At 48.6% G+C, this 25,850-nt stretch carries 16 protein-coding genes; 8 read left to right on the forward strand and 8 right to left on the reverse strand.

The genetic code is table 11. The features are described 5' to 3' along the window. Positions 1–13 precede the first annotated feature (13 nt). From AB6805_RS18160 to AB6805_RS18180, 5 genes are all read right to left on the reverse strand, one after another. Complete coding sequence (locus AB6805_RS18160; RefSeq protein ID WP_370910866.1) at positions 14–1,213, reverse strand: class I mannose-6-phosphate isomerase; 1,200 nt, start codon at positions 1,211–1,213, stop codon at positions 14–16. 14 nt (positions 1,214–1,227) lie between these two features. Further along, a complete protein-coding gene (locus tag AB6805_RS18165) occupies positions 1,228–2,292 on the reverse strand; it encodes an aldose 1-epimerase family protein (protein ID WP_370910867.1) in 1,065 nt (354 codons plus the stop codon). A 29-nt stretch (positions 2,293–2,321) separates the two neighbouring features. Then, a complete protein-coding gene (locus AB6805_RS18170; protein WP_370910868.1) occupies positions 2,322–5,024 on the reverse strand; it encodes a c-type cytochrome in 2,703 nt (900 codons plus the stop codon). 105 nt (positions 5,025–5,129) lie between these two features. After that, on the reverse strand, positions 5,130–6,611 hold the full coding sequence (locus AB6805_RS18175; RefSeq protein WP_370910869.1) for a RagB/SusD family nutrient uptake outer membrane protein: 1,482 nt from the start codon (positions 6,609–6,611) through the stop codon (positions 5,130–5,132). A 24-nt stretch (positions 6,612–6,635) separates the two neighbouring features. Further along, on the reverse strand, positions 6,636–9,764 hold the full coding sequence (locus tag AB6805_RS18180) for a SusC/RagA family TonB-linked outer membrane protein (RefSeq protein ID WP_370910870.1): 3,129 nt from the start codon (positions 9,762–9,764) through the stop codon (positions 6,636–6,638). A 215-nt stretch (positions 9,765–9,979) separates the two neighbouring features. Here AB6805_RS18180 and AB6805_RS18185 point away from each other — a divergent pair, with 215 nt between their 5' ends. Together AB6805_RS18185 and AB6805_RS18190 are read left to right on the forward strand one after the other, a co-directional pair. Next, entirely contained in the window at positions 9,980–10,735 is a 756-nt protein-coding gene (locus AB6805_RS18185; RefSeq protein ID WP_370910871.1) for an SGNH/GDSL hydrolase family protein, read from the forward strand. Positions 10,736–11,092: 357 nt separating this feature from the next. After that, positions 11,093–11,611 (forward strand): 3'-5' exoribonuclease domain-containing protein, encoded by a 519-nt coding sequence (locus AB6805_RS18190; RefSeq protein ID WP_370910872.1) that lies wholly within the window; start codon positions 11,093–11,095, stop codon positions 11,609–11,611. Here the strand turns inward: AB6805_RS18190 and AB6805_RS18195 are convergent, their stop codons facing one another. The 3 genes from AB6805_RS18195 to AB6805_RS18205 all read right to left on the reverse strand — a co-directional run bounded on the left by AB6805_RS18195 (position 11,612) and on the right by AB6805_RS18205 (position 15,413). After that, positions 11,612–13,969 (reverse strand): ABC transporter permease, encoded by a 2,358-nt coding sequence (locus AB6805_RS18195; protein WP_370910873.1) that lies wholly within the window; start codon positions 13,967–13,969, stop codon positions 11,612–11,614. 140 nt (positions 13,970–14,109) lie between these two features. After that, on the reverse strand, positions 14,110–14,346 hold the full coding sequence (locus AB6805_RS18200) for a VF530 family DNA-binding protein (protein ID WP_370910874.1): 237 nt from the start codon (positions 14,344–14,346) through the stop codon (positions 14,110–14,112). Between the two features lie 35 nt (positions 14,347–14,381). Beyond that, positions 14,382–15,413, reverse strand: a complete 1,032-nt coding sequence (locus AB6805_RS18205; protein ID WP_370910875.1) for a GntR family transcriptional regulator — start codon at positions 15,411–15,413, stop codon at positions 14,382–14,384. A gap of 190 nt (positions 15,414–15,603) precedes the next feature. Between AB6805_RS18205 and rhaT the strand changes: the two genes are divergently transcribed. The 6 genes from rhaT to AB6805_RS18235 all read left to right on the forward strand — a co-directional run bounded on the left by rhaT (position 15,604) and on the right by AB6805_RS18235 (position 25,842). After that, positions 15,604–16,659 carry an L-rhamnose/proton symporter RhaT gene (rhaT, locus tag AB6805_RS18210; RefSeq protein WP_370910876.1) on the forward strand — a complete coding sequence of 352 codons (1,056 nt, stop codon included), beginning with the start codon at positions 15,604–15,606 and terminating at the stop codon, positions 16,657–16,659. A 42-nt stretch (positions 16,660–16,701) separates the two neighbouring features. Beyond that, entirely contained in the window at positions 16,702–18,828 is a 2,127-nt protein-coding gene (locus tag AB6805_RS18215; protein ID WP_370910877.1) for a bifunctional aldolase/short-chain dehydrogenase, read from the forward strand. A gap of 34 nt (positions 18,829–18,862) precedes the next feature. Further along, positions 18,863–20,137, forward strand: a complete 1,275-nt coding sequence (locus tag AB6805_RS18220; RefSeq protein WP_370910878.1) for a sugar isomerase — start codon at positions 18,863–18,865, stop codon at positions 20,135–20,137. Between the two features lie 13 nt (positions 20,138–20,150). Further along, positions 20,151–21,548: an FGGY-family carbohydrate kinase gene (locus tag AB6805_RS18225; RefSeq protein WP_370910879.1), complete on the forward strand. Its 1,398-nt coding sequence runs from the start codon at positions 20,151–20,153 to the stop codon at positions 21,546–21,548. A 35-nt stretch (positions 21,549–21,583) separates the two neighbouring features. After that, a complete protein-coding gene (locus tag AB6805_RS18230; protein ID WP_370910880.1) occupies positions 21,584–22,522 on the forward strand; it encodes an alpha/beta hydrolase in 939 nt (312 codons plus the stop codon). A 110-nt stretch (positions 22,523–22,632) separates the two neighbouring features. Beyond that, positions 22,633–25,842 (forward strand): glycosyl hydrolase, encoded by a 3,210-nt coding sequence (locus AB6805_RS18235; protein ID WP_370910881.1) that lies wholly within the window; start codon positions 22,633–22,635, stop codon positions 25,840–25,842. Positions 25,843–25,850 lie beyond the last annotated feature (8 nt).

Consider the following 25,850-nt stretch of genomic DNA (forward strand, 5'->3'; position numbering starts at 1 on the left):
CGTTTTTAAAAGATTATAACACGAGGTCGGGGTTACCCGGACCAAAATGTTTCAGCATCACAATTGGATCAGTAGCGGAGTGGTTGACGATTTTCACTCCTGCAACAGCCGCTGCTTCGCTGATAAAGAACTCATCGTTGGTTAACTGTCCGTAGCGGATCAGCGCCGGCGTATCAATATCCCATACGCCCATTTTGCCGTGTCCCTGCATGAGGATGATGCCATAGGCGGCGCTGTCTTTAATAACTACCGTGGCGCCGGGCGCTACGGTCAGCTCTTTGGCGCTGAAAGCATCCGATTTGTAGCACACCCAATTCTCCGTATAACCATCCCCGTTAGCTGCTGTTACAGGCGGCATAAACCGGTTCTGGAACTGGTTGGGATCCACGTTCAGTTCCCAGTCAATCACATCCATCAACGCATCGTAATCGCCGATGCTCTCTTTGGGCGTGCCGTTCCAGAGCAATACTTCAGGAACAATGGCTTCGTTTACGAGCGACTGGTACATCGCAAATACATCCGAAGCTTTTTGTGGTTCGTAAGTACATAAACTCCCCGGCGCATGTAAGAGTCCCGGTGGAACATCCCATCCGGTGCCCGGTTCCAGGCGATAAGCCTGTGAGTAGTTCGTGATCTTATTATCTCCCTTGGTAAAATTCAACAGGCATTCCTTGATCTGTTCGCGGGTGGTGCCCGGAGCAATACCCATGAAAGTATAAGGAAAATCACCGCCATGATTATTCAGCTGCGGCGGAAAGTAGTAAGCCTCAGGCTTGCCGGCCTGTCCGATCAGCGCTGCCTTTTCATCGTTATGGTGAATATGGTGGGGGAGCGGTCCCATGTTATCAAAGAACTTGGAATACATCGGCCACGCGCCATAGGTATCCCATAAACGTTTCCCGATCAGTTTATCTTTTAACGCATCAATGGCATCTTTCAGTAAAAATTGCTGCGTACCGTTGCCGTCATTTACTACCACCATGCTTAAACCTTCATTTTCGCCTGTTAAAGGGCCGTTCTTTGCCGGAGTGGTGGACGACAACCAACGTTCATCGATGCCGCCACGTTCGCCTCCCAGGACGTAATAATCGTCCGGGTGTAATTTGATCCGCCGTCCTGGCACACAAAATGATCTGGGTACCCAGTTTGGTGCCAGCCGGAGAATCCCTTGTCCCTGTTCGAGTGCTTTTTCTGCTAAGCTTGTTTTTTCCATGAGCTTTAAAATGATTATAAAAGATCAGTGAGAAATGATTTGATGTCTTCGTCGGTATGTAACAGGTCTATCTGCAATTCATATTCGCGGTGTTCGCCCGGTTCCATGAATAGCAGCGTACCTTCCCTGCGGGCCTTTGCCTGCCCGGTAGGCGGATGGGTGCCGGGTTCCAGCCCCATCACATATTCGCCCTTGCCCCAGTGCTGCCAGTTGGTAAGCACCGGTAACTGCGCTTTCTTAAACCGCAGTGAAAAAGCCAGTTGCAGTGCTGCGTTGTGTACACCACAGGTGCACCATCCGCCGGCATCTGCCACGGGATCAATGATCGCGGCTTCTTCACCGCTGCCGGCATGACTATCCAGCGGCGCGAGGCATTTTTTATAGTTGTGATCCGCATTAAAAATGTGATCCGGATTGCCTTCCCGGGAAACCCAGTTCCCCTTCCAGCAAATGTCCGCACCTTCATCTACCAGCGGCCAGCCGAAATTGAAATGATACAATAACATATGCGGCGCCGTGATATTGCCCCTGTTCACTACTTCATCATGTACCCGGATCTCTGCTTTACCGAGTGTGCCGGAAATGGTACGTTTCAGCATCAGCTTTGCCCCGAGGACGCTGGTTTGCAGCATGATCCCGGTAATGCTCATCTCCATCTGCCCCGCCACAGGGTCGGGTTGTATGATGGAAACAATTTCAGCGGGCGTATTGCTGATAGGACCATGCAAACCGCGTTCTCCGTATTCATCGGTTTCCGGACCGCCAACATGCATCAGTCCGCAGGTGGTAATCAGTCCACCGCCAAAGGTTTGGAGCCAGTCCAAACCTTTGTTCGCCCCGCGGGTGGGTGCAGTAATACCGCCATGACTTAACCAGGCCAGGCTATGCTGATGATAAAACGCATCTGCAATATCCATGGCCCGGTCGATGACTACCTTATAACGCAGCCCGGTACCGGTATTGATCCAGGCAATGCGGGTGCCCCTTCCGGGGCCGTTGTCCAGCACCGCCGTTTCTATACCTCCCAGTTGAAAATGATTCGAGAGTTTATGTTGCCACGACTGATTATTCAATGCCATCCACGCGTTATTTATCTTCCAAAAAAATATTATTTACGACCCAGCTGCTTGGGAGCAAGGAAAACAGAATCCTGTTTGTTACCGCCGGATTTCAGATAAGCCATTAAGTCTCTCAGCTCTTCTTCATTCAAACGGTTAATTAACCCCGGCAGCATCACTGAAACTTTGGATGCTTTTGTTCCGGTTACATCTTTCTTCAGCAGTTCGCGCTGATCCTGTGTAGCAAATGGGTTCTGTGAAATCACGTACTTATCCTTATCCTGGCTTACCAGCCGTCCTACTACGGAGCTCCCATTCTTTAAAGAAAACACGGTGGCTTCGTACTGGTCAGAGATTGTTTTGCTGGGTTCAATAATTGCTTCGAGAATATCTTTATTGGAAAAACGTGTACCCAGCTGCGTTAGATCCGGTCCGGCTACGCCGCCTTCGCCACGCATACCATGACAGGAGCTGCATAACGCTGTGGCAAACATTGCCCGGCCCTGTTCAAAGTCGCGTTTGCCGGTAGTGCTGTCCACTATTTTAAGTGCTTCTTCTACTGTCCATCTTCTGCCCGGACCCTTTGGCTGCGCAAAGCCTGCGGCCAGGTTACCGCCGCTGTTTAACAGCGAATCGCCGGAAATCTGGTTGAAGTGTGCAAACTCTTTTTTCGGCACATTGGCTAACGCGTTTTTCCTGGCGTTGTTGATAAAGCCGATAAAACTATGCCCGCCTTTAAAAGTGAAGGCATTATAAAACCAATGGAAATATTGTTCCTGTAATTCAGGTGTCCATCCGCTTTTAGCCTGGCTTAATATCGTTGCATACCAGGTTTGCTGTAATGGTGGCATTTTAGATAACATACCTGCAATGTCCAGTCCATACTGCGGATTACGCATGATCAGGTCGGCTGATTTCATGGCAGTTTTAGCGGCAGCAGTATCATCTTTGGCACTTGCCAGCAAGGCCATTGTTTTTTCTACGGCATTGGGTGCATTGATATATACCAGTACTTTACTCAGCGACCTGTTCAGATCGTTGGTAGTGGCAGGATACTGCGGATCAAGGTAGGCGGCTATTTGCGCGGACTGTTCTGCATCTGGTTTACCCATGCGTACAAATACGAGTTCAAAAGCACGCAGCAGGTCAATCTGCTGGGAAGGCGACAACTGCGCATAGTTGATAGTCATCAGTTGCGGCAGCAGGAGCTTCTTTACATCTTCCTTGCCCTGGCGTGCGAGCGCTATCGCTCCCTGGATCAGGGTTTCAGGATCTTTTTCCTGTAATACTTTATTCTGCCACTGGCTTACCGGTTGATTTTCGATGGCTATCCTTGCTGCGAACCGGATAAAGCGGTCACTGTTTTTCAGGTAAGGCCACGCAAACTCAACTGCGCCTTCTTTTGCACCGCCGTGGTAGGCTTCCAGCTGTTTGCGGATCTTAGCGCCCTCTGTAGGCGCTGTTGCAGCCAAAGGTTCGTTATCCTCTTTATTGTCTTTATAGTATACGCGGTAGAGATCAGATTCCAGTCTGCGGCCACCGGTCAGGAAATACAATGCACCATCAGGACCGATCATACCATCCGTTAACGGCAGTGGTGAACCCGACAGGAATTCTTCTGCACCTGCCCTGTAAGAAGCGCCATCCGGTTGTAAGCTGATGGCATAGATGATACCAAAGCTCCAGTCGAATGCAAATAATGATTTGCGGTATTTCTCGGGGAACCGCGCATTGCCGCCATAGATCAGGTTGGTAGGGGAGCCCTGGCCAATGTTGAGCAGCGGTGGTAAGTTATCGGGATAGGCGGGAGACCATTTCTCCGTACCGGGGCGCCATCCATATTCGCTGCCGCTGGTTACCTGGCATATACGGGTAGGACGGTACCAGGGGGTACCAAAATCCCATTCCATATCTGAGTCATAGGTGAACATATCACCGGCATCATTAAAAGTAAGATCAAAGGGATTACGGTAGCCGGAGCTGATGAGTTCCCAGTTGCTACCGGTAGAATCGATATGCGCTATCCATCCGCCATGTGTATTCACCGTATTATCATGACCGTTGGGGTCCTTGATAAACGGTAACACGTTGTCGATGTTCCAGGATGGCGGCACTTTATAGTTATTCATCTTCGGAATTTTGGTAAAATTACCGGCAATCACATAGATGGATTTTTTATCCGGAGATAATACAATGCTGTGCGGGCCGTGTTCTCCTTCGCCTTCCAGTGCTTTCAGCAGTGTGATCTTATCAAACTGGTCGTCGCCGTTGGTATCCTGTAAACGATACAATCCGCTGCCTTTGTCGAAACGGTCGTCACTGTTGTGATTCACCATTACATACAAGCTGTTGAAGGCATACAGCAGCCCCTGTGCATAGCCCATAGATACTTTTTGTGTGGAAGTATCATTGCCAATCCTTAGCTGTTCTATTTTCAGCTTGGCAGAATCTTCCCCTACGGCAGGGAGCTGCAACCGGTAAAGAAAACCATACTGATCGGACACGATCATGCGCCCTTTGTCATCAAAGGCCATTGACACCCAGGAGCCCTGGTTATTGTCGCCCGGACTGTACAACCGCTCTGCCTTAAAATTATCAGGTAATTTCAGGGCATCGATTTTCGGATTGCCGGTTAACTTAGTCTCTTTAGTCTCTGACGTTGAGTCGTTTCCGTTATTGCAGGCCACACCGGTCATCAGAACGGTGGAAACCAACAACAGCAGCGGGAAGGCTCTTTTACGTAACGTGGTCATAATATAATCTTGAATAGGTTCCTGAGTTGATACTATTGATATGGGAAAACGTTTACTATAGCTGTAGTAATATAGTAAACGTTTTCCCGTTTTTTCCAACTTTTTTTACCAGCCGGTATTTTGTTCAAATCCATTCAACCTGATTTCTCTTTCAGGAATCGGAAATAATAACTGGAACGGCTGTATGTTATATGATGCCGGGCTGAGCCTGGTCAGCCTTTTCTTTTCTTCTATTCCGTGGGCTGTCATTACGGAAACGGCTTTACCGGTGCGGAGCAGCTGATACCAGCGATTGTCTTCAAAGGCGAGTTCTACACGCACCTCGTGAAAAACGGTGTCGCGGAAAGCGCTCTGACTCAAAGCAGGCAAAGGATCCAGCCCAGCCCGTTGACGCACGGGATTGATATACTGCAGCGGGTTGCCGGTACCGGTTTCATTGATGGCTTCTGCAAGCATCAGCAATACCTGGGAGTAACGGTACACCGGCCAGTTTTCATTTGCACGGCCATCAAGCGCATACGGCGGATGATAGAACTTCCGGATCAGCGGCAGTTTGCCACCAAAGGCAACTGATTCTGCGAAAGCTGCATTGGTCGGACTGGAGTACATAAAAATAGATGCATCCTTTCTTTTGTCCTTTGCATCATACGCATTCACAATACTGGGAGTTGGCATATTTACGCCGCCCAGGTTGCCATTGAAGCCGGTCAGGTCTTTTTTACCGTTGCGTGGACCGAAGTTGAAAATATAATTGCTGCTTTCTGTTTCGATGCCGGAGTTGTACTGAACGGAAAAAATGGATTCTGAATTGTTTTTCTTCGCCGGATCAAAATTATCTGCATAATTATCTACCAGTGAATAGTTCAGTGTGGTTACCTGTTGTAAGGTGGTTACTGCCTTTGGATAATCTTTCATGGTCAGGTAAACCTCACCCAGTAAAGTAAGTGCAGCACCTTTGGTAGCCCGGCCGATGTCGCCGCCGGAGTAGCTGGCAGGCAGATTGGCAGCGGCTTCTGTGGCATCCGCAATGATCTGGGCATATACTTCTTCCACCGTGGCTTTTTTCGGGGTGGAAGCCTCATCCGGGCTTGCTACTTCCTTCACCAGCAAGGGCACGCCACCAAAAAGGCGTACCAGGTGAAAGTAGTACAGGGCCCGGAGGAATTTAGCTTCACCGAGATACTGTTTTTTAGTTGCGTCGTTGGAAAATTTTACGCCATCAATACGGGTAATGATCACGTTGGACTGCTGTATGTTTCTGTATATCTGTGTCCATACATTGTTCACATAGTTATTGGTAGGAGTGATCAGGAACTCATCGATCTCTTCCCGTTGCTGCGCACCACGGTCACTTTCATCATACTGGTAGTTGGTATTATCAGCTCTCATTTCCGCCATCGCCCAGTAGTCGCCGGTATAAAATTCCTGTAATACGCCGTAACAGCCATTCACCGCACGGAGTACCTGTGCTTCAGTAGTATAATAGTTGGATCCGCTGGAAAAAGAATTTGGCTTTACATCCAGCATGTTAGTACATCCATTCAGTGCGATCGCAAGCAGCGCGATAAAAGGTATCTTAGTTTTCATGTTGCTATTCTTTTTTTGACTGAATTAAAAGGAGAGATTGGCGCCCAGTGAATAAATTCTTGGAACCGGGTAACTGGAGTAGTCGATTCCAGGTACCAGCGCGCCGCTTCCACCTTTGCCCATGTAGTTGGTTACTTCAGGGTTGCCGCTGTAGTTGGTAAACAGGATGGCATTCTGCACACTTACGTATACCCTGGCACTTTCCACAAATCCCATCTTAGGAAGACTGTAACCCAGTGTAATATTCTTCACCCACGCATAATTATTTTTTTCTACAGTCAGTGAACTTACGTCGCGGTACATTACCCTGCCACGTCCGGAACCATTGGTGGTAGGTACTTTTCCGTTGCCGGGGTTGGATTCTGATCTCCACCTGTTGGCTACATCTTTACGTACATTAAATACACCGTCGATATTACCGTTGTAATCATTGGTGGCATGTAAGCGATCAGCGCCCATAGAGCCAACCACCAATACACGTAGGTCAAATTTTTTGTAGTTCAGGATATTGGTTAAACCCCAGTTGAAGTCGGGATACGGATTACCGATGATTGCGAAATCTTCCCGCGGATTAATCACACCATTGCCGCTGATATCTTTAAAGCGGATATTACCCGGAATAGCGCCGGGGAAAGCAGGGCCTTTATCTACTTCCGCCTGGTTCTGGTAAATGCCGTCAAATACATATCCATACAGCATGGCGAGCGGCTGGCCTACAATGCTTACGTTGGTAGGATTGCCTTCACTGCTGTTACCGGAATAGATAGGGGCATTGTCTTTTCCCAATGCCAGCACCTTGTTGCGGTTGAAGGCAATGTTAAAGTTGGTGGTCCAGGTGAAAGATTTGGATTCTATATTACGGGAGGAGATACCAATTTCCAGTCCCTTGTTTTCCATGTCGCCACTGTTCTCTGTTACGGTGGTAAAGCCGCTGGACTGCGGTACTTCCACGTTTAACAGCAGGTCCTGTGTATTTCTTTTATAAGCATCGATGGTCAGGTAGATGCGGTCTTTCAGCAAACCAACGTCAACGCCTATATTTAATTCACGCATTTTTTCCCAGCCAAGATTTGGATTGCCGAGGGTATTCATCACACGGCCGCCATTCAGCGCACCACCCAGTACATAATCACTGGTACCGATGCTGCTCATGTAGGTGTAGTTACCGATATTGAAGTTCCCGGAGAAACCATAGGATGCCCTTATCTTCAGGTCGCTGAATATACGGGAGGACTTCATGAAATCTTCCTGTGATACGCGCCATCCCAACGCCACGGAAGGGAATGTACCCCAGCGGTTGTTGGGACCAAAGCGGGAAGAACCATCACTTCTTACAGTAGCAGTTACCAGGTATTTATCTTTATAAGCATAGTTTACCCTGGCCAGGTAAGATAATAATGCCCACTCTGTTTTATCTGTCACATTAGGATTATTGGTGAGGGTAGCCGCACCATTGATAGTTTTAATATCATCGTCCGGGAAGTTGGCCGCATTGATGCCCACATTTTGTTCCTTCTGTGATTGTACACTATATCCCAGCAACCCGGTAAAGGCATGCCCGCTGCCGCTGGTGTACTGGTAAGTGAGCGTATTTTCATTCAGCCAGTTCAGGTAATTTCCGGTGATGTAACCTCCGGAAGGAATACTTGGCGGCGCCGCATTGGTGTTACCAATAGTGGAAGGCCGGAAGAACTCAGCGCTTCCTTCCTGGTAATCTACGTTGAAAGTGGATTTAAATTTCAGGTTCTTTATAATTTCATATTCTCCGTAAGTATTAAAAAGAATACGGGTGCTCTTGGATTTGTTGGTCACTTCATTGAGCATCATTACCGGGTTCGGGAGACCAAAAGTGCCCGGACTCTGGATATATTCGTTATAACTGCCGTCTGCTTTATAGATAGGCTCTATAGGACTCGCAATACCGAAAACGCCTTCGCGGCCTTCCCCGTTGGTGTTGCCTTTGCGCGTGGTATAAGAAGGGGCTACGTTAAAACCTACCTTGAACCTGTCGGAGAGATTTGCATCTACATTGGCTCTTACCGTGAAACGACGGTAGCCGGAGTTGATGATCACCCCATCCTGGTTGTAATAACCAGCGGAGACATAGGTCCTGATTTTATCAGTACCACCACTCACGCTCAGGTTAATATCCTGCATGGGCGCTGTTCGCGTAATAGCATCAAACCAGTCAGTGCCTTTACCGATCAGTGACGGATTGCGGTAAACTTCCGGTATGTCGGCATCAGTAGGTTCGCGGTGTTCGGTGAAACGGATATTATCTTCAATCGCTTCTTTTCTGAACTGCGCAAATTCCTGTCCGTTCATCAGGTTCGGACGTCCTTTATCAGGGATGGTCTGAACGCCGTAATTGGCTGAAAGCTGCACGCGGGGAATACCGGAGCTGCCTCGTTTGGTAGTGATCAGCACTACGCCGTTGGCGCCTCTTGAACCATAAATAGCCGTTGCAGAAGCATCTTTCAACACCGCCATAGATTCGATATCCTGCGGGTTAATAGCGTTCATCGGATCAGATACCTGGTCGGAAGAAGATGCCAGCGGATAACCATCCACTACGTAGAGGGGCTGGCTGCCTGCACCCACTGCGCCGATGCCGCGTACCTGTACCTGCGGACCGCCACCGGGAATACCATTGGAAGTACTCACCTGGATACCGGCAATCTGGCCGGCTAATGCCTGGTCGGGACCAGCCACCGGCATGTCTTTAATATTTCTCATGGTAACAATACCCACAGATCCCGTTACATCTTTTTTCTGCTGGGTACCATATCCTACAACCACTACCTGGTTGAGTACTTTATTACTTGGCTCCAGCTGAACGCTGATGCGGGTACGGTTACCCACAGCATAAGTTTTACTGGCATAACCGATGATGCTGAAAACAAGGGAGTCTGACGGACTGGCGGAAATCGTATATCTGCCGTTGGCATCGCTGAATGCACCCTGGCTGGTACCTTTAACGCCAACGGTTACACTTGGTAGCGGCGAGCCCGTTCCTGCATCTGTTACCTGACCGCCAACGTTATTCTTTTGTGCATAGGTGAAAGTGCTGATGAATAACAGAGCGGAGCAAGTGATGCCAAAACGTGCGGGAAAGAAAGATCCTTTTTGATAAAGGGTGGAAGTTCTGATCATAACGAGTGGAATTTGGTTTGATGAAACGGCATTACTTAACGGAAATAAATTTAGCGGAAGAATAATACATTCCTGTCCTGTTGCGTCCTGTACTGTCCTGTACTGTCCTGTATCAGGGCATGTTAACGGTTATCAAAGAGGCGTTTGTAAAAGCCGGGAAAATATTGTTACTTTCCGTTGCATTTATTAAAATGCAGATAGTTAAAACCTGACGTATGATCATGAACAGAAAGAGCCTGACACTGGTAGCCCTGTTTGCCATATTGGGCACTACGGCTTTTGCACAGAATACCACGGACGCTGATGCCGCCGCAAAGGAAAAGAAGCAGCGCGAGGAACTGATGAAGCAGGACTGGGCCTGTTTAAAGTGTTTTGAAGAAGCGAATGCCCAGGTAACCCCGCCCAAACCAGGCGAACAACGGGTGGTATTTATGGGTAATTCCATTACCATCGGATGGGGGAAGCTGAACCCGGAGTTTTTTGAAGGCAAACCCTACATCAACCGGGGTATCAGCGGACAAACCACGCCACAGATGCTGATCCGCTTCCGTCCTGATGTGATTAACCTGAAACCCAAAGTGGTAGTGATCCTGGCAGGTACCAACGATATTGCGGGCAATACCGGCTTTACCCCGGTGGAAACAATTTTCGGGAACATTGTATCGATGGCGGAACTGGCCAAAGCAAACGGTATCAAAGTGGTGTTGTCTTCCGTAATACCGGCATTTGACTATCCATGGCGCAAAGGACTGGAGCCGGTTGGAAAGATCGCCGACCTGAATCAGCGCCTTAAAAACTACGCTGCCAAAAATAATTGTGTATACCTGGATTATTATACGGCGATGGCTGATGAAAGAAAAGGCCTGAAAGCCGAGCTCACCTACGACGGTGTACACCCTAACAAAGCCGGCTACCTCGTGATGGGGCCACTGGCAGAAAAAGCAATAGCCACCGCATTAAAGAAGCAATAAACTGAAAAGCCGTTCATTTATTCTTACCAGCGTTCTGGCAATGGCTAACAATTATTTACATAATTCCGCTGCAACGATATGTTATTTTTTTGTTGTAACGTTTTCTAATTTAGATATTTTGTTGTAGTTTCATTATTCACCAAAGAAAAGGAGGTATTCATGCTATCTACAGAATATTCATGGACACCTAAGGTTAATTTAGTTTAACCCGGGCGGCTCCATTAGAGAATCTGTTAACGCTTTGGCGTTAAAGGCATCCTGGCATAGCCGGGATGCCTTTTTCTTTGTTATATAATATTTTTATATTTTTAGGAGATGTATAACGCATTGGTGACCCAAGGCAACAAACTATAACACATGGCTTTTATTATGGTGGACGTTGAAACAGACGGTCCCATTCCCGGCGATTACTCTATGATTTCTTTTGGCGCCGTCCTGGTAAATGAACAACTCAACCAAACTTTTTACGGTCAGCTGAAACCCATTTCCGATAAATTTATTCCCGAAGCACTGGCAGTTTCTAATCATACGCGGGAGGAAACCCTGGGCTTCAATGATCCCGCACAGGTGATGCAGGATTTTAAACAATGGATTATCTCCGTTAGCAAGGACCGGCCCATTTTTATCAGCGATAACAACGGGTTCGACTGGATGTTTATCTGCTGGTATTTTCATCATTTTACCGGTGAAAACCCGTTCGGATTTAGCTCCCAAAACCTCGGCAGCTTGTACAAAGGCATCACAAAAGATACTTTCCAGACCTTCAAACACCTGCGCAAAACAACCCATACACATCACCCGGTAGATGACGCGAAAGGCAATGCCGAAGCCCTGCTTACCATGAAACGTGAAATGGGGCTGAAAATTAAACTGTAGCTACATCCGTAAACTTTTAACCGGGTTCGCCAGCCCGGCTTTCACCGACTGGTAAGCGATGGTGGCTCCTGCTATCAATACAGATACCAGGATCGCAATAACGAAAATGCCGCCGCCGATATGGGTCTGATAAGCGAAATTGTCTAACCAGCGGGCCATTACAAACCAGGCAACAGGTGCAGCAATGACGAAGGAGACGATGATCAGCACAATGAATTCTTTTGCAAATAACCCAACGATGTTCAGGAGGGAAGCGCCCAATACTTTACGGATACCCACTTCTTTAGTGCGCTGAACCGCTGCAAAGGCCACCAGGCCGTATAATCCGAGGCAACCGATTAGTATGGCAAGAGACGAAAAAAGCTTGAAGGCGGTATATAATTTTTGCTCCTGGTTATATAAATTGGCAATCCGGTCGTCCAGGAAGTCGTATTCAAACAGGTTCTCCGTAAAGAGCGCCGACCAGGTCTTATCGATACCAGAAAGGGTATTGCGCATATTTGCCGGTTGTATCTTTACGCAGGCGGTTCTAAAACCATTGGAGCTGTATTCCAGCACACAGGGTCTTCCTTTTTTATAACGTGATTCGCTTTGAAAGTTTTGTACCACCCCCATAATCTGGGTGGGGCTGCCATTGATATAGAAACGTTTGCCAATGGCTTTTTCCGGTATTTGTATGCCAATTTTATGTAGCAGGGTTTCATTGACCAGCACCCGGCGTGCAGTATCTGCATCTGTTAATTTACGGAGGTTCTCGCCTGCCAGCAGTTTGATGGAAAACATATCCAGGTATTGTTCATCAATGGCTTTCATCTCTGTTACATCATCCTTGATAACACCGGCTTCAGGGCAGGTAAAAGCAGCGTAATTACTACCACCTACCGGCGGTCCGGAAGCAAAGCTCAGCTGCTTCACACCTGGATTGGATAATAATTGTTCCCGCAAAATATCGCGTTTTTCCTTGTCAGGAACCCGGAAAGAAACCACGGCATCTTTATTAAAACCCAGGTCCCGGTTCTGGAGGAAGTCCATCTGGTAGCCTACTATCAGCGTACCTGCAATCAGGATCTGTGAAATACCAAACTGGGTGGATACCAGGATCTTTCTTAAACCCAGCCCCCGGAAAGTAATACCCGTATTGCTTTTAAGGGAGGCTGCCGGCTGAAAGGCAGACTGTACAAAGGCGGGGTACAGGCCCGCTAAAAGTATAACCGTTACCGTTATTGCTGCCAGCAACGCTGCAATAACCGGTTCCATCAATTGTGACACTCCTATTTTCACGTTCATCCAGGTGGCCACAAATGGCAACAAAACGCCTGCAGCTATTGTTCCCAGCACAACGGCAATCAACACCAGTAATGCGGTTTCAGACAGGAACTGGCGGATGAGTTGTCCACGGTAAGCCCCCAGCACTTTACGTACGCCTACCTCTTTAGCACGGCGTATCGCCTGTGCGGTAGCCATGTTGATGAAGTTAATACAGGCGGTAATAATGATAAACAACGCCACCATAGCGAGGCCCCAATAAGTTTCCCGGCTTGTGGTAGGACTGTCAGGACTGCTTTGGTAACGCTGGTCAAAATGGATTTCTTTCAACGGTTGCAGCAACAGCTTTGTTCCGGCGGCAACATCTGCGCCCCAGTTTTTGGTAATAAAGGCGGGCATCCTGGCCCGTAACTTCGCTACATTATAGTGTTCCGGCAGCAACACAAATGCATTGCCTCCATTGATGCTGTAAAACGAGGCCTGCTCCAGTGCTTCTTTCCGGATGGTTTCGTAGGAAACCAGGAACACGAAAGGCTGACTGGTATTGCCCGGCACATCTTCAATAACGCCGGTTACTTTAAGATTAAACTGGTTGTTGAGGTTGATCACCTGGCCCAGTGGGTCTTTAGTGCCAAAGTATTTTCGGGCCATACTTTGCGTCAGTATCACCTGGTTCGGCTCCGACAACGCAGTGCGTGCATCTCCTGCCAGCCAGCGGTAATCAAATATCTTCAGGAAGGCAGCATCTGCAAAAGCAAATCCTTTTTCATTGTATCGTGCATCACCCGCTTTTACAAGCCCGGTACCCTGGTACCAGTATTGCGATACCTGTTCCAGTTCCGGGAAATCGTTACGCAGCGCAGGTACTACCGCCAGCGAGGTGCTGGGATTATAATCGAGGGCATTAAATGTTACCCGGTAAATCCGGTCCGCTTTTTTGTGGAAGCTATCGTAACTCAACTCATTTTTTACAATGAGAAAAATGATCAGGCAGGCAGCAATGCTAAGCGTTAAGCCAAATACATTCAGAAATGTATAGCTGAGATTCCGCGTGATCGTCCTGAAAGCTGTTTTAATGTAACTGCTGAACATGCAAATGCAATTTATAGGATGGAGCTAACTTGCAGCGAAGTAAATGCCATCATATTAAAATGCTGGTTTTCAGTAGGTAAAGAAAGATTAAAAGAGGAGGGATGTCCGGTTTTGAAAAGGTGCGTGTCCGGTTCCGGACACTACTTCAATAACTTCTTCCGTAAAGAATACACATAAAAATCCTCTACCTTTTTACGCGCCCATGGCGTTTTACGGAGGAATTTTAAACTGCTCTGCACAGAAGGATTGCTGATAAAGCAATTAATCCTTACCTGGTAGCCCAGTTCTTCCCAGCCATAGCTTTCATAAAGATGTGTCACTATTTTTTCCAGTGTTAGTCCATGCAGCGGGTCTTTGGATGCGCCTGGTGTTTCCATGTTGTTCCGTTTTTGATAGCCCAAAGGTAAGATAATTACAAAGATGCCCGCATGGTCACATAAAAGGGCACTTCTATCTGTGCCCGGGAGTTATCCAGTATCAGCTGTGCGGCCATTTCTCCCATACACTTAAAGTCGGTGGAAATAGTGGTGATGCCGTTGAGAATGAATTTTTTCAACGGTGTTTCGTTGTACGAAATGATCCCTACATCCTTACCTATCTTCAGGTTTAAGGAAATAATCCTTTCTATCAGTAATACCAGGTCGTTTTCCCGCAGGTTAATATATACATCTCCCGGCTGAATATCTTCTTCGCCTATTTCTTCCACCTTCTTGCTGTTGAAGGCATAGTTCTGACAGAACTGCATAAATCCTTCGTAAATTTCTTCCGGGTAATAGGTATTATCGGGGTAAATGATTTTTATAGTGTGGTATTGCTGCAGCTTGTCCCTGGCCTGTTCTAGGGCGCCGTAAATATCTTCCTGGAAATTCTCGTATACTGCGCCGTATTCGCCGGTTACGCCTTTCAGCTTTTTATCCAGCAGGATCAGTTTTTCTTTCGGGATGGTATTGATCACTTCATCCACATGCTCCCATCTTTCCCGGAAGTGCGGAAGTATCACAATATGTGTATATTCATTGATATTCTGGGATAGCAGTTTTTTAAAGAGACTGAAATCGCTGTTATAAATATAGAAGTCGATATTGGCCTGTTCTCCCAGCTTGTCTGCAAACGAATCATAGATGATTTTTTTGTGCTCGCTCAGTTTGTTGAACAGCAGCAGTATCTTAAATTGTTGGTCAAGATTGGTTTGCGACACATAGTAGCCTTTTCCGGGAACGGACCCCAGGATACCCAGCCCTTTCAGGTATTTGTATGCTTTCTCTGCGGTATCCCTCGAAATTTCAAAGGCATAGCTGACTTCATTGATGGACGGCAGTATATCATCCTGCTGCACTTTTTTGTCCACAATAGCTTTGATGATGGAGTTGGCCAGCTGGTAATATTTAGGCGTGGCAGAAAAATCATCAATAAAAAGGTATTTAAAGATCGGATGCTGTTTCATGGCTCATCAGGTGTTAATCCGCGGAATTAGCTATCAGGTGCTGACATGGCTGTTTTCACGACAATGATAGTGATTTAATTCTACAATTACTATCTCCTGCCGGAACCATGACAGTCCATGACAGTTTTAAAAGTTACATGTTTTATTTTTATGGAACATTCGTTTCCACGTTACAAATTACTACATCATTATGCAGGCTTTACTGGGAGTTTTATTTCATTTCATAGGTGGGTTCGCATCGGGAAGTTTCTATATCCCTTACAAAAAGGTAAAGGGGTGGAGTTGGGAAAGCTACTGGATTGTGGGCGGGATCTTCTCCTGGCTGGTAGTTCCGTTGCTGGCTGCCTGGTTAACCGTTCCGGGGTTTATGGATATTATCCGTAATACAGAAGGCACTGTTCTTTTCTGGACTTATTTCCTGGGCGTGCTGTGGGGTATTGGCGGTTTAACGTTCGGTTTATCCATGCGTTACCTCGGGATGTCGCTGGGAATGGCTGTAGCACTGGGCTTTTGTTCCGCCTTTGGCGCACTGATACCACCTATTTACCGCGGACTGTTTACAGAGGACGCCAATACACTGGGGGCCATGTTTCACAGCAGCAGGGGATTATACGTGTTATGCGGCGTGGCGGTATGCCTGGTGGGGATTGCCATTTGCGGGAAAGCCGGTATGCTGAAGGAAAAGGAACTCACCGGTGAACAGAAAACCGAAAGCATCCGCGAATTTGATCTCCGCAAAGGACTGGCCGTAGCCATTGTTTCCGGTATCCTGAGCGCCTGTATGAGTTTTGCCATTACTGCCGGCAACAGCATGGGCAAAGCCGCAGTAGCGAATAACGCTAACCCTTTGTTCCGGAACAATGTTATTTTTGTAGTGATTATGCTGGGAGGGCTCACCACCAATTTTATTTGGTGCATGCTGCTCAACAGGCGTAACCGCTCGTTCAATGACTATACGAATAAAAACACCCCGCTGGTGAAAAACTACCTGTTTGCAGCGATCGCGGGTACTACGTGGTTCCTGCAATTCTTTTTTTATGGAATGGGAGAAAGTAAACTGGGTAACGACGCCAGCTCCTGGATCCTGCACATGGCTTTTATTATCCTGATTTCCGGTATGTGGGGTTTTGTGCTGAAGGAATGGAAAAATGCCAGTAAAAAAACATTCGTTACTATTTCCCTGGGTATATTCACTATTATTCTTTCTGTAGTCCTGGTCGGATATGGTAATTCTTTAGAAAATTAACCCTCCGCATTATCGCAATTAAAAACGTAAAAATTATAGAGTATGTCTTTAGATGGAACTACCACGCAATTCAGGCATGTCAGCTATTTATGGGATGAAGCAACAGCGGCCACTATGGCTGGTGATGAAGTAGCCTTGCTGATCTATCGTTCCAATTTACTCGGCGCAGACCTCCGGTTGACCAACTACGGTGGTGGCAACACCTCCTGCAAAGCCACCGCAAAAGATCCTTTAACGGGAGAGCCAGTAGAAGTGATGTGGGTAAAGGGCTCCGGCGGGGACCTGGGCACGCTCAAAAAAAGTGGCCTTGCCGCTTTGTATGTAGATCGCCTTCGCAGCCTCCAAAATATTTACCGGGGAATAGCGCATGAAGATGAAATGGTGGAATTGTTTAACCACTGTATTTACGATCTCGCCTCAAAAGCGCCCTCCATTGATACCCCTCTGCATGGTTTTCTCCCTTTCAAACATATCGATCACCTCCATCCGGATGCTGCCATTGCTATTGCAGCCGCAAAAGATGGCCGGAAAATCACACAGGAGCTCTTTAACGGCACCATCGGCTGGGTACCCTGGCAGAAGCCCGGATTTGACCTCGGATTGCAATTAAAGCAGTGCCTCGACGAAAATCCCGGGATCCGCGGCATCATGCTGGGCTCTCATGGCCTGTTCACCTGGGGCGATACCGCCTACGAAAGTTATATCAATACCCTGGAAGTAATTGAACGCTGCGCAGAATACCTGGAAGAAAACACCGGCCGCCATAAACCAGTGTTTGGCGGCGCTAAAATACAATCCTTGTCGCCTGACGACCGTAAAGCCCAGGCCGCTGCGCTGGCGCCGGTTTTACGCGGATACTGCTCTTCCCAACAGAAAATGGTGGGCCATTTTACAGATGATGCGAGAGTGCTTGAATTTATTAATTCCAATGATCTCGACAGGCTCGCGCCCCTGGGCACCAGCTGCCCCGATCACTTCCTGCGCACGAAGATCAGCCCGTTAGTACTAAACCTGCTGCCAGATGCAGACCTGAAAGACGTAGCCACTATTAAAACATCCCTGGCGCCGTTATTTACCGCCTACCGGGAAATGTATAAAGAATACTACGATACCTGCAAACATCCGAACAGCCCGGCTATGCGCGATCCTAACCCCGTGGTGATCCTGTATCCCGGCGTGGGCATGTTCACGTTCGCAAAAGATAAACAAACCGCCAGGGTGGCCGCTGAATTTTATATCAACGCCATCAATGTAATGAAAGGCGCGGAAGCCATCTCTGAATATACTTCCCTGCCACGACAGGAAGCATTTAATATTGAATACTGGTTGCTGGAAGAAGCCAAGCTGCAACGCATGCCCAAGCCTAAAGCACTTACCGGCAGAATAGCGCTGGTAACCGGCAGCGCCGGCGGTATCGGTAAAGCGATCGCTAAAAAGTTTGCGGAGGAAGGCGCTGTGGTGGTCATCAACGATAACGATGCACAACGACTGGCCTCTGCTACCGAAGAGTTTAATAAATTGTACGGGAAAGATGTGTTTGCCGCTGACCTGCTCGATGTAACCGATTCCGCATCCATCCGTAAAACCTACGACACGGCCGTGTTGGCCTTTGGCGGCATCGATATCATCGTGAACTGCGCCGGGTTATCGATCTCCAAGCCACTGGAAGATCATACAGAAAAAGACTGGGACCTGCTGTACGACGTACTGGTGAAAGGACAGTTCCTCGTTACGCAAGCCGGCGTGGATATCATGCGCAAACAGGACACCGGTGGAGACGTGCTGAACATCGTCAGCAAAAACGCTTTGGTTTCCGGTCCTAACAATGCTGGCTATGGCTCTGCCAAGGCAGCCCAGCTGCACCTGAGCAGGCTCAATGCCGCTGAACTGGGAAAAGATCGTATACGCGTAAACGTTGTAAATCCGGATGCGGTAATTTCCGATAGTAAAATATGGGCAGGCGCCTGGGCTGAAGGCCGGGCCAAAGCATATGGCGTAAAGGTGGAAGAACTGCCCGCATTTTATGCGAAACGTACGCTGTTAAACGAAATCATCGTACCCGAAGATATTGCCAACGCCTGCTATGCTTTTGTAGGCGGCTTACTTAACAAGGCAACCGGCAATGTACTGAATGTAGATGGTGGAGTAGCAATGGCTTTTGTGAGATAAGCATGTTATTTTATCTGCGTAAAAAAAGATCATCATGAGAATCGAAAAATACAGGATAGAAGAACATAACCAGGCAGGAATGGCGGCGCAGCAGCGGGCATTTGAATATCTCTCCGGGGAAATTAAAAATGTTCCTGAAATAGTGCAGCAGCTGATGGCTTTCCAGGTGGGCATTCCCAGCTGGGCGCTGGGAACCGGCGGTACCCGCTTTGGGCGTTTCCCCGGCGGCGGTGAACCCAGGAACCTGGAAGAAAAGATCGAAGACATCGGGTTGATTCATCAGCTGAACCAGTCCAGCGGCGCCATTTCCCTGCACATACCCTGGGATATTCCGTCCAATCCTGCGCATATCAAAGCCATGGCGGCGCAACACGGCCTCCGCTTTGATGCGATGAACTCCAATACTTTCCAGGATCAGCCCGGACAGCAGCTGAGCTATAAATTCGGCTCGCTGCAGCATGTCAATAAAGACATCCGCAAACAGGCCATTGAGCATAACATAGAAGTGATCCGCCATGGTATAGAACTGGGCTCTGATGCACTCACCGTGTGGCTGTCCGATGGTTCCTGCTTCCCCGGCCAGCTGAATTTCCGCCATGCTTTCCAGAACACGCTGGAAGGGCTGCAGGAAATTTATGCAGCGCTGCCGGACAACTGGAAAATGTTCGTGGAATACAAAGCCGCGGAACCAAATTTTTATTCTACTACGGTGGGCGACTGGGGGCAGTCGCTCCTGTACGCCAATAAACTGGGCCCTAAAGCCTATACGTTGGTAGATCTGGGGCATCACCTGCCCAATGCCAACATTGAGCAGATTGTAGCCCTGCTGCTGATGGAAGGTAAACTCGGCGGCTTCCATTTCAACGATTCAAAGTACGGCGACGATGATCTCACCGTAGGCAGCATCAAGCCCTATCAGTTGTTCCTGATCTTCAACGAACTGGTGGAAGGAATGGATGCCCGCGGCATGAATCATACTACCGGCCTGGGATGGATGATAGATGCCTCGCACAACGTGAAAGACCCGCTGGAAGACCTGCTGCAATCTGTGGAAGCAATCATGATCACCTATGCGCAGGCGTTGCTGGTAGACCGTAAAAAGTTACTGGCTGCGCAACAGCACAACGATGTGGTTACTGCGCAGGAAATACTGCAACAGGCGTTCCGCACAGATGTACGCTCTTTGGTGGCTGCCGCCAGGATACAGGCCGGCGGCGCATTGAATCCGCTGGCGTTGTACCGTGCTGAAAAAGTGAGGGATCACCTGATCCGTGAAAGAGGCGCTAAAACAATGGCGACTGGTTTGTAATTTAAATGTGTTTATGAGCGAAATTCCCGTTATTGCTATTTTTGATGTTGGAAAAACCAACAAAAAACTGTTTCTCTTTGATGAACAGTACAGGATCATCTTTGAGCGCACCGCCCGTTTTACGGAAACCGTGGATGAAGATGGCGCGCCCTGTGAAAACCTGGAAAGCCTCCGGCTCTCCGTATTTGATTCCCTGCGGGAAGTATTCAGCAGAAAAGATGTAACGATCAAAGCTATCAATTTTTCAACGTATGGCGCAAGCCTCGTATACATCGATGAAGAAGGGCGCCCATTAACTCCATTGTACAACTACCTGAAAGAATATCCGGAAACTTTAAGTCAGCAGTTCTACGGCAACTACGGCGGCAAAACCGCTTTCTCCGTGCAAACGGCGTCGCCGGTATTAGGAAGCCTCAATTCCGGTATGCAGTTGTACCGGCTGAAATATGAGCAGCCCGAAGTATTCAGCCGCATGAAATATGCGTTACACCTGCCACAATACATGAGCTTCCTGCTGTCGGGTGTCGCCTGCTCGGATATCACCAGTATTGGCTGTCATACCAACCTGTGGGATTTTAAACAAAATAATTATCATTCGTGGTTAATAAAGGAAGGGGTGCTGGAAAAGCTGGCGCCTCTTTTTTCTTCGGGAGAAGTAATGCCCGCGGCCTTTCCGGGTAACAGCTATGCCGTAGGTACCGGCCTGCACGACAGCTCCGCCGCACTGATTCCTTACCTGGTAAATTTTCATGAACCTTTTGTACTGATATCCACCGGCACCTGGTGTATCAGCTTAAACCCATTTAATGATACGCCGCTTACACCGGAAGAACTGGAAGCGGACTGTTTATGTTACATGTCTTTCCAGGGCAAGCCCGTAAAGGCTTCCCGGCTGTTTGCCGGCTACGAGCATGAACAACAGGTAAAGCGTATTGCAACACATTTTGATCAGCATACCGGCAGGTATCGTGGAGTGGAATACGATGGAAACATCATCCGCCAGCTGAAGGAAAGAAATAAACAGGATGCGCCGCAGCTGGAAGCCGACAAACAACGGATGCAGGCATCTGTATTCGGGCAGCGGGATCTGGATACTTTTTCTTCAGATACAGAAGCCTATCATCAGCTGATGCTGGATATCGCCAATCAGCAATACATCGCTACCAGCAGGGTACTGAAAGGAGCCCGCGTAAAACGTATATTCGTTGACGGTGGGTTCAGTAAAAATGCCATCTATATGAATCTGCTGGCGGCACTGTTTCCCGATATTGAAATCTTTGCCGCGTCCATGGCGCAGGCTACTGCGATGGGAGCCGCACTGGCTATCCATTCCGCCTGGAACAGCAAGCCCATGCCCAACGACCTGATAGAACTGAAATATTATTCGGTGACACATGATGCTACTTTATGAAGTTTTGATTATCATTACTGCCAATAAATAAACTTATGCGTGCCCTCTTTATCCTGCTCTTCAGCTTCGTTACCATTGTTGCCAACGCGCAAACCGTAATGCCTTTATATAATGGCCTTCCTCCCGGCGGAATTGCCGCACCCGATGAGGAAGTAACCGACAAGGACAATAACCGCACAAATACCAGTGTACCTACTTTAACGGCTTACCTGCCGCCCAAAGACAAAGCTACCGGTACAGCGGTGCTGATTTGCCCCGGTGGTGGCTACCGCGCAGTAGTGCTGCAGCGGGAAGGCCTCAATATAGCAGAATACTTTGTAAAGCAGGGCATTGCTGCCTTTGTACTCAAATACCGCCTGCCGGATGATAAGATCATGCAGGATAAAAGTACCGGTCCTTTGCAGGATGCACAGGAAGCCATGAAAATGATCCGGTCGCATGCCGCTGAATGGAACATCGATAATAACCGTGTAGGCATTATGGGTTTCTCTGCCGGCGGGCACCTCGCTTCCACGACAGGTACGCACTTCAATAAACCGGTGCTGGCCGCCAATGCCGGCATTAACCTGCGCCCCGATTTTATGATCCTGGTATACCCGGTGATCAGCATGGAAAAGAACCTCGCACATCCCGGTTCCCGTTTGCGGCTGCTCGGCAGTCAGCCGGGAGAAGAAGAAGCGATAAAGAACTACTCGAACGACCGGCAGGTAACACCTCAAACGCCGCCGACCATCCTGTTTCATACCGGCGATGATACTGTGGTGGATGTAGATAACAGCCTGGTGTTTTACCAGGCCCTGCGCCATCAGCACGTGCCAGCGGAAATGCATATTTACCCGGAAGGCAACCACGGCTTTGTATTGAAGCTGCCGGTAGAAGTATGGATGCAGATCACCATGAAGTGGCTGGGCCGGATGGGAATGCTTAACCCGGGCAACCCGTTACTACAGGGAGGTACAGGACAGTTATACTGATAACGTTTTTTACTTTGGGAAATGCTGCAGTTGGTTCGTTGGCGGATAACAGTCCGGCAACCGGGAGCCTGTCGCTATAACTTTTACGGTTAAACGAATTTTCAAATACTATGACAAGAAAATATGCTGCCGCTGTGTTGCTGTTAACCGCTGCATTCACTGCCAGCGGACAACAAACGCCTTTGCAGCGCGGTTTTATAACGCCACCAGACAGCACTAAGTTAAGCGTATACTGGTATTGGATGAGTGATAATATTTCACAGGACGGCGTAAGGCAGGATGTGGAAGCCATGGCGAAAGTAGGCATTGGCCGGGCTTTTATCGGTAATATAGGTTATCCGAAAGAAGAGGTTCCTTACGGAAAAGTAAAGCTGTTTTCCGATGAATGGTGGAAGGTAACACGAACGGCTATACGCACTGCCACTGAAAAAGGACTGGATATCGGGTTGTTCAACAGCCCCGGCTGGAGCCAGAGTGGCGGCCCCTGGATAAAGCCATCACAATCGATGCGCTACCTCGCCGGCGAAGAAATTAGGGTTCATGGTCCACAGGAATATAACCAGCAACTGCCGCCAGGCCCCGCTGATTTTCAGACGGTGGCTGTAATGGCTTTCCCGGTACCGGGCGGCGATGGAGATGATATTGGGAAACATACGCCACGCATCACTTCTAACATCGCGTTCCGGAATATTGAAAAGCTGACAGACGGTAATACTACTGAAGAAGTAATTGTTACTACGCCTGTTGCCCGCCCAACACCCGCGCACATTGACCTGGAAGTAACCGGCGACTTCACTGCACGAAGTCTCATTATTTTCCCGGCCCCCAAACCTTTCAAAGCACAATTTGAACTGCAGGTAAAAGAAGGAGACAACTGGCACACCATGAAGAGCTTTGAGTTGGACCGCAGTAATCCCCAAAATAATGTAGGCTTTAAACCTTATGCACCAGTCGCTGTTTCCTTTAAAGCCACCACCGGCAGGCAGTTCCGGCTGTTGATCAGCGAAGGCAATCCTTCGCTGGCAGAAATAAAGCTGCTTTCGGCGCCACGCATTGAACGCTTTGAAGAAAAGCAGCTGGCCAAAATGTTCCAGACGCCACTGCCGCTATGGAACGAATACCAATGGCCACCCGAGCCGGAAGTATCCGGCGCCGGTTTGATCATCGATCCCACCAAAGCAATTAATCTCACTAAAAATTTATCCGCCAACGGTACGCTTACATGGAAGGTGCCTGCGGGCGACTGGCTGGTAGTGCGCTATGGCATGCTGCCTACCGGCGTCACCAATGGTCCTGCTTCACCGGAAGGAACCGGGTTGGAAATAGATAAGATCAGCGATGAATGGTCGCAGTACCACTACGATGCCTTTGTGGGTAAGATCCGCAAAAGCATTCCCGCAGCGGAGCGCACCTCACTGAAATGGGTGGTGGCCGACAGCTACGAAACCGGTTCGCAAAACTGGACCGACGACATGGCGGAAGATTTTCAAAAACAATATGGCTACGATCCGTTACCATGGCTGCCGGTATTATCAGGAAGGGTAGTGGGCTCGCCTGATCAGTCGGACCGCTTCCTCTGGGACCTGCGCCGCCTGGTTGCCGACCGCGTGGCTTATAAATATGTAGCCGGTTTGCGCAAAGCCAGTCATAAAGATGGTTTGAAGCTATGGCTGGAAAACTATGGCCACTGGGGCTTTCCATCAGAGTTTTTGAAGTACGGTGGCCAGTCGGATGAAATTGGCGGTGAATTCTGGAATGAAGGAACACTGGGCAACATCGAGTGCCGGGCTGCTTCTTCCGCGGCGCATATTTATGGTAAAACAAGAGTGGCTGCCGAGTCTTTTACCGCCGGTGGTAATACATACGGCCGCTATCCCGCGTTGCTGAAGCGCCGTGGCGACTGGTCCTTCACCGAAGGGATCAATCACAGTCTCCTGCATGTATTTATTGAACAACCCTATGACGACCGCGAACCCGGTGTGAACGCGGGTTTTGGAACAGAGTTTAACAGGAAGAATACCTGGTTTTACCAGGGGAAAGCATTTATAGATTATATCAGGAGATGTAATTTCCTGCTGCAGCAAGGCAAAGCAGTAAATGATATTGCTTACTTTATCGGGGAAGATGCGCCTAAAATGACTGGTGTAAGAAATCCTGAACTGCCAAAAGGATACTCTTATGACTACATTAATGCGGAAGTAATCCTGGAGCGCCTGCGTGTAAAGGATGGCAAGCTGGTATTACCGGACGGTATGAGCTATCGTTTGCTGGTACTGCCGCAACTCGAAACCATGCGGCCGGAGCTGCTGGAGAAAATTGCGCAGCTGGTAAAGGAAGGCGCCATCATCCTGGGACCCGCGCCCAAACGCTCTCCGAGCTTACAGCAATACCCGGCAGCAGATACCAAAGTACAGCAGCTGGCCACGGAGCTGTGGGGCCATGGCGAGGAGCGCCAAAGGAAGCATGGAAAAGGACAGGTGCTTAGCGGGATGGACATGCCGCAGGCGTTGAACATCCTGCAATTGCCCGCGGATGTATCGCAACTACCGGAACAGGTGTTGTATACCCATCGCAGCACCCCGGATGGAGAAATATATTTTGTTACCAACCAGTCGGACCAAAACATTACATTATCGCCTGCCTTCCGTGTGCAGGGTAAACAACCGGAATGGTGGGACGCTGTGACCGGCGAAACCCGTGACCTGAAGGAGTTTACGCTACAGCCGGCGCATACCGTAGTGCCGTTAACGTTAGCCCCTTATCAAAGTGGCTTTGTGGTATTCCGCAAGAAGGCGGCGGCAACGGGCAAAGGGGTTAACTTCCCCGGGGCAATCACCTTAACCCAATTACAGGGACCATGGAAAGTGAGTTTTGATACGGCAAAGCGTGGCCCTGCGCAACCGGTGATTTTTGACCAGCTGACAGATTGGAGTATCCACACCAATGAACAGATCCGTAATTATTCCGGTACTGCTGTTTATGAAATTACTTTTAAGGCAGATGAACTGCCGGCGGAATCCACACCATATCTCGATCTTGGCGCCGTGAGTGTAATGGCGGATGTAACCCTGAACGGGGTGTCGCTGGGCAACGTATGGACAGCGCCTTACCGGGTAAATGTAAAACAGGCACTGAAAAAAGGAGAGAATAAACTAACAGTAACGGTAGTAAATACCTGGGTAAACCGCCTTATAGGAGATAGCAAACTACCTGCTGCTGAAAGGAAAACATGGAGTAACGTGAACCCATATACGCCGAAAGATGCTTATCAGTCTTCCGGCCTGATAGGTCCCGTAAAACTTATCGCAGTAAAATATTAAATACATTC

Source organism: Chitinophaga sp. RCC_12 (genome assembly GCF_041360695.1).
GTDB lineage: Bacteria > Bacteroidota > Bacteroidia > Chitinophagales > Chitinophagaceae > Chitinophaga.

What these genes read in the sequence shown, in the direction of transcription:
- AB6805_RS18160 (WP_370910866.1), bottom strand. Translation starts at nt 1,213, where the DNA reads ATGGAAAAAACAAGCTTAGCAGAAAAAGCACTCGAACAGGGACAAGGG.
- AB6805_RS18235 (WP_370910881.1), top strand. Translation starts at nt 22,633, where the DNA reads ATGACAAGAAAATATGCTGCCGCTGTGTTGCTGTTAACCGCTGCATTC.
- AB6805_RS18200 (WP_370910874.1), bottom strand. Translation starts at nt 14,346, where the DNA reads ATGGAAACACCAGGCGCATCCAAAGACCCGCTGCATGGACTAACACTG.
- rhaT (WP_370910876.1), top strand. Translation starts at nt 15,604, where the DNA reads ATGCAGGCTTTACTGGGAGTTTTATTTCATTTCATAGGTGGGTTCGCA.
- AB6805_RS18195 (WP_370910873.1), bottom strand. Translation starts at nt 13,969, where the DNA reads ATGTTCAGCAGTTACATTAAAACAGCTTTCAGGACGATCACGCGGAAT.
- AB6805_RS18165 (WP_370910867.1), bottom strand. Translation starts at nt 2,292, where the DNA reads ATGGCATTGAATAATCAGTCGTGGCAACATAAACTCTCGAATCATTTT.
- AB6805_RS18180 (WP_370910870.1), bottom strand. Translation starts at nt 9,764, where the DNA reads ATGATCAGAACTTCCACCCTTTATCAAAAAGGATCTTTCTTTCCCGCA.
- AB6805_RS18220 (WP_370910878.1), top strand. Translation starts at nt 18,863, where the DNA reads ATGAGAATCGAAAAATACAGGATAGAAGAACATAACCAGGCAGGAATG.
- AB6805_RS18185 (WP_370910871.1), top strand. Translation starts at nt 9,980, where the DNA reads ATGATCATGAACAGAAAGAGCCTGACACTGGTAGCCCTGTTTGCCATA.
- AB6805_RS18190 (WP_370910872.1), top strand. Translation starts at nt 11,093, where the DNA reads ATGGCTTTTATTATGGTGGACGTTGAAACAGACGGTCCCATTCCCGGC.
- AB6805_RS18215 (WP_370910877.1), top strand. Translation starts at nt 16,702, where the DNA reads ATGTCTTTAGATGGAACTACCACGCAATTCAGGCATGTCAGCTATTTA.
- AB6805_RS18225 (WP_370910879.1), top strand. Translation starts at nt 20,151, where the DNA reads ATGAGCGAAATTCCCGTTATTGCTATTTTTGATGTTGGAAAAACCAAC.
- AB6805_RS18205 (WP_370910875.1), bottom strand. Translation starts at nt 15,413, where the DNA reads ATGAAACAGCATCCGATCTTTAAATACCTTTTTATTGATGATTTTTCT.
- AB6805_RS18175 (WP_370910869.1), bottom strand. Translation starts at nt 6,611, where the DNA reads ATGAAAACTAAGATACCTTTTATCGCGCTGCTTGCGATCGCACTGAAT.
- AB6805_RS18230 (WP_370910880.1), top strand. Translation starts at nt 21,584, where the DNA reads ATGCGTGCCCTCTTTATCCTGCTCTTCAGCTTCGTTACCATTGTTGCC.
- AB6805_RS18170 (WP_370910868.1), bottom strand. Translation starts at nt 5,024, where the DNA reads ATGACCACGTTACGTAAAAGAGCCTTCCCGCTGCTGTTGTTGGTTTCC.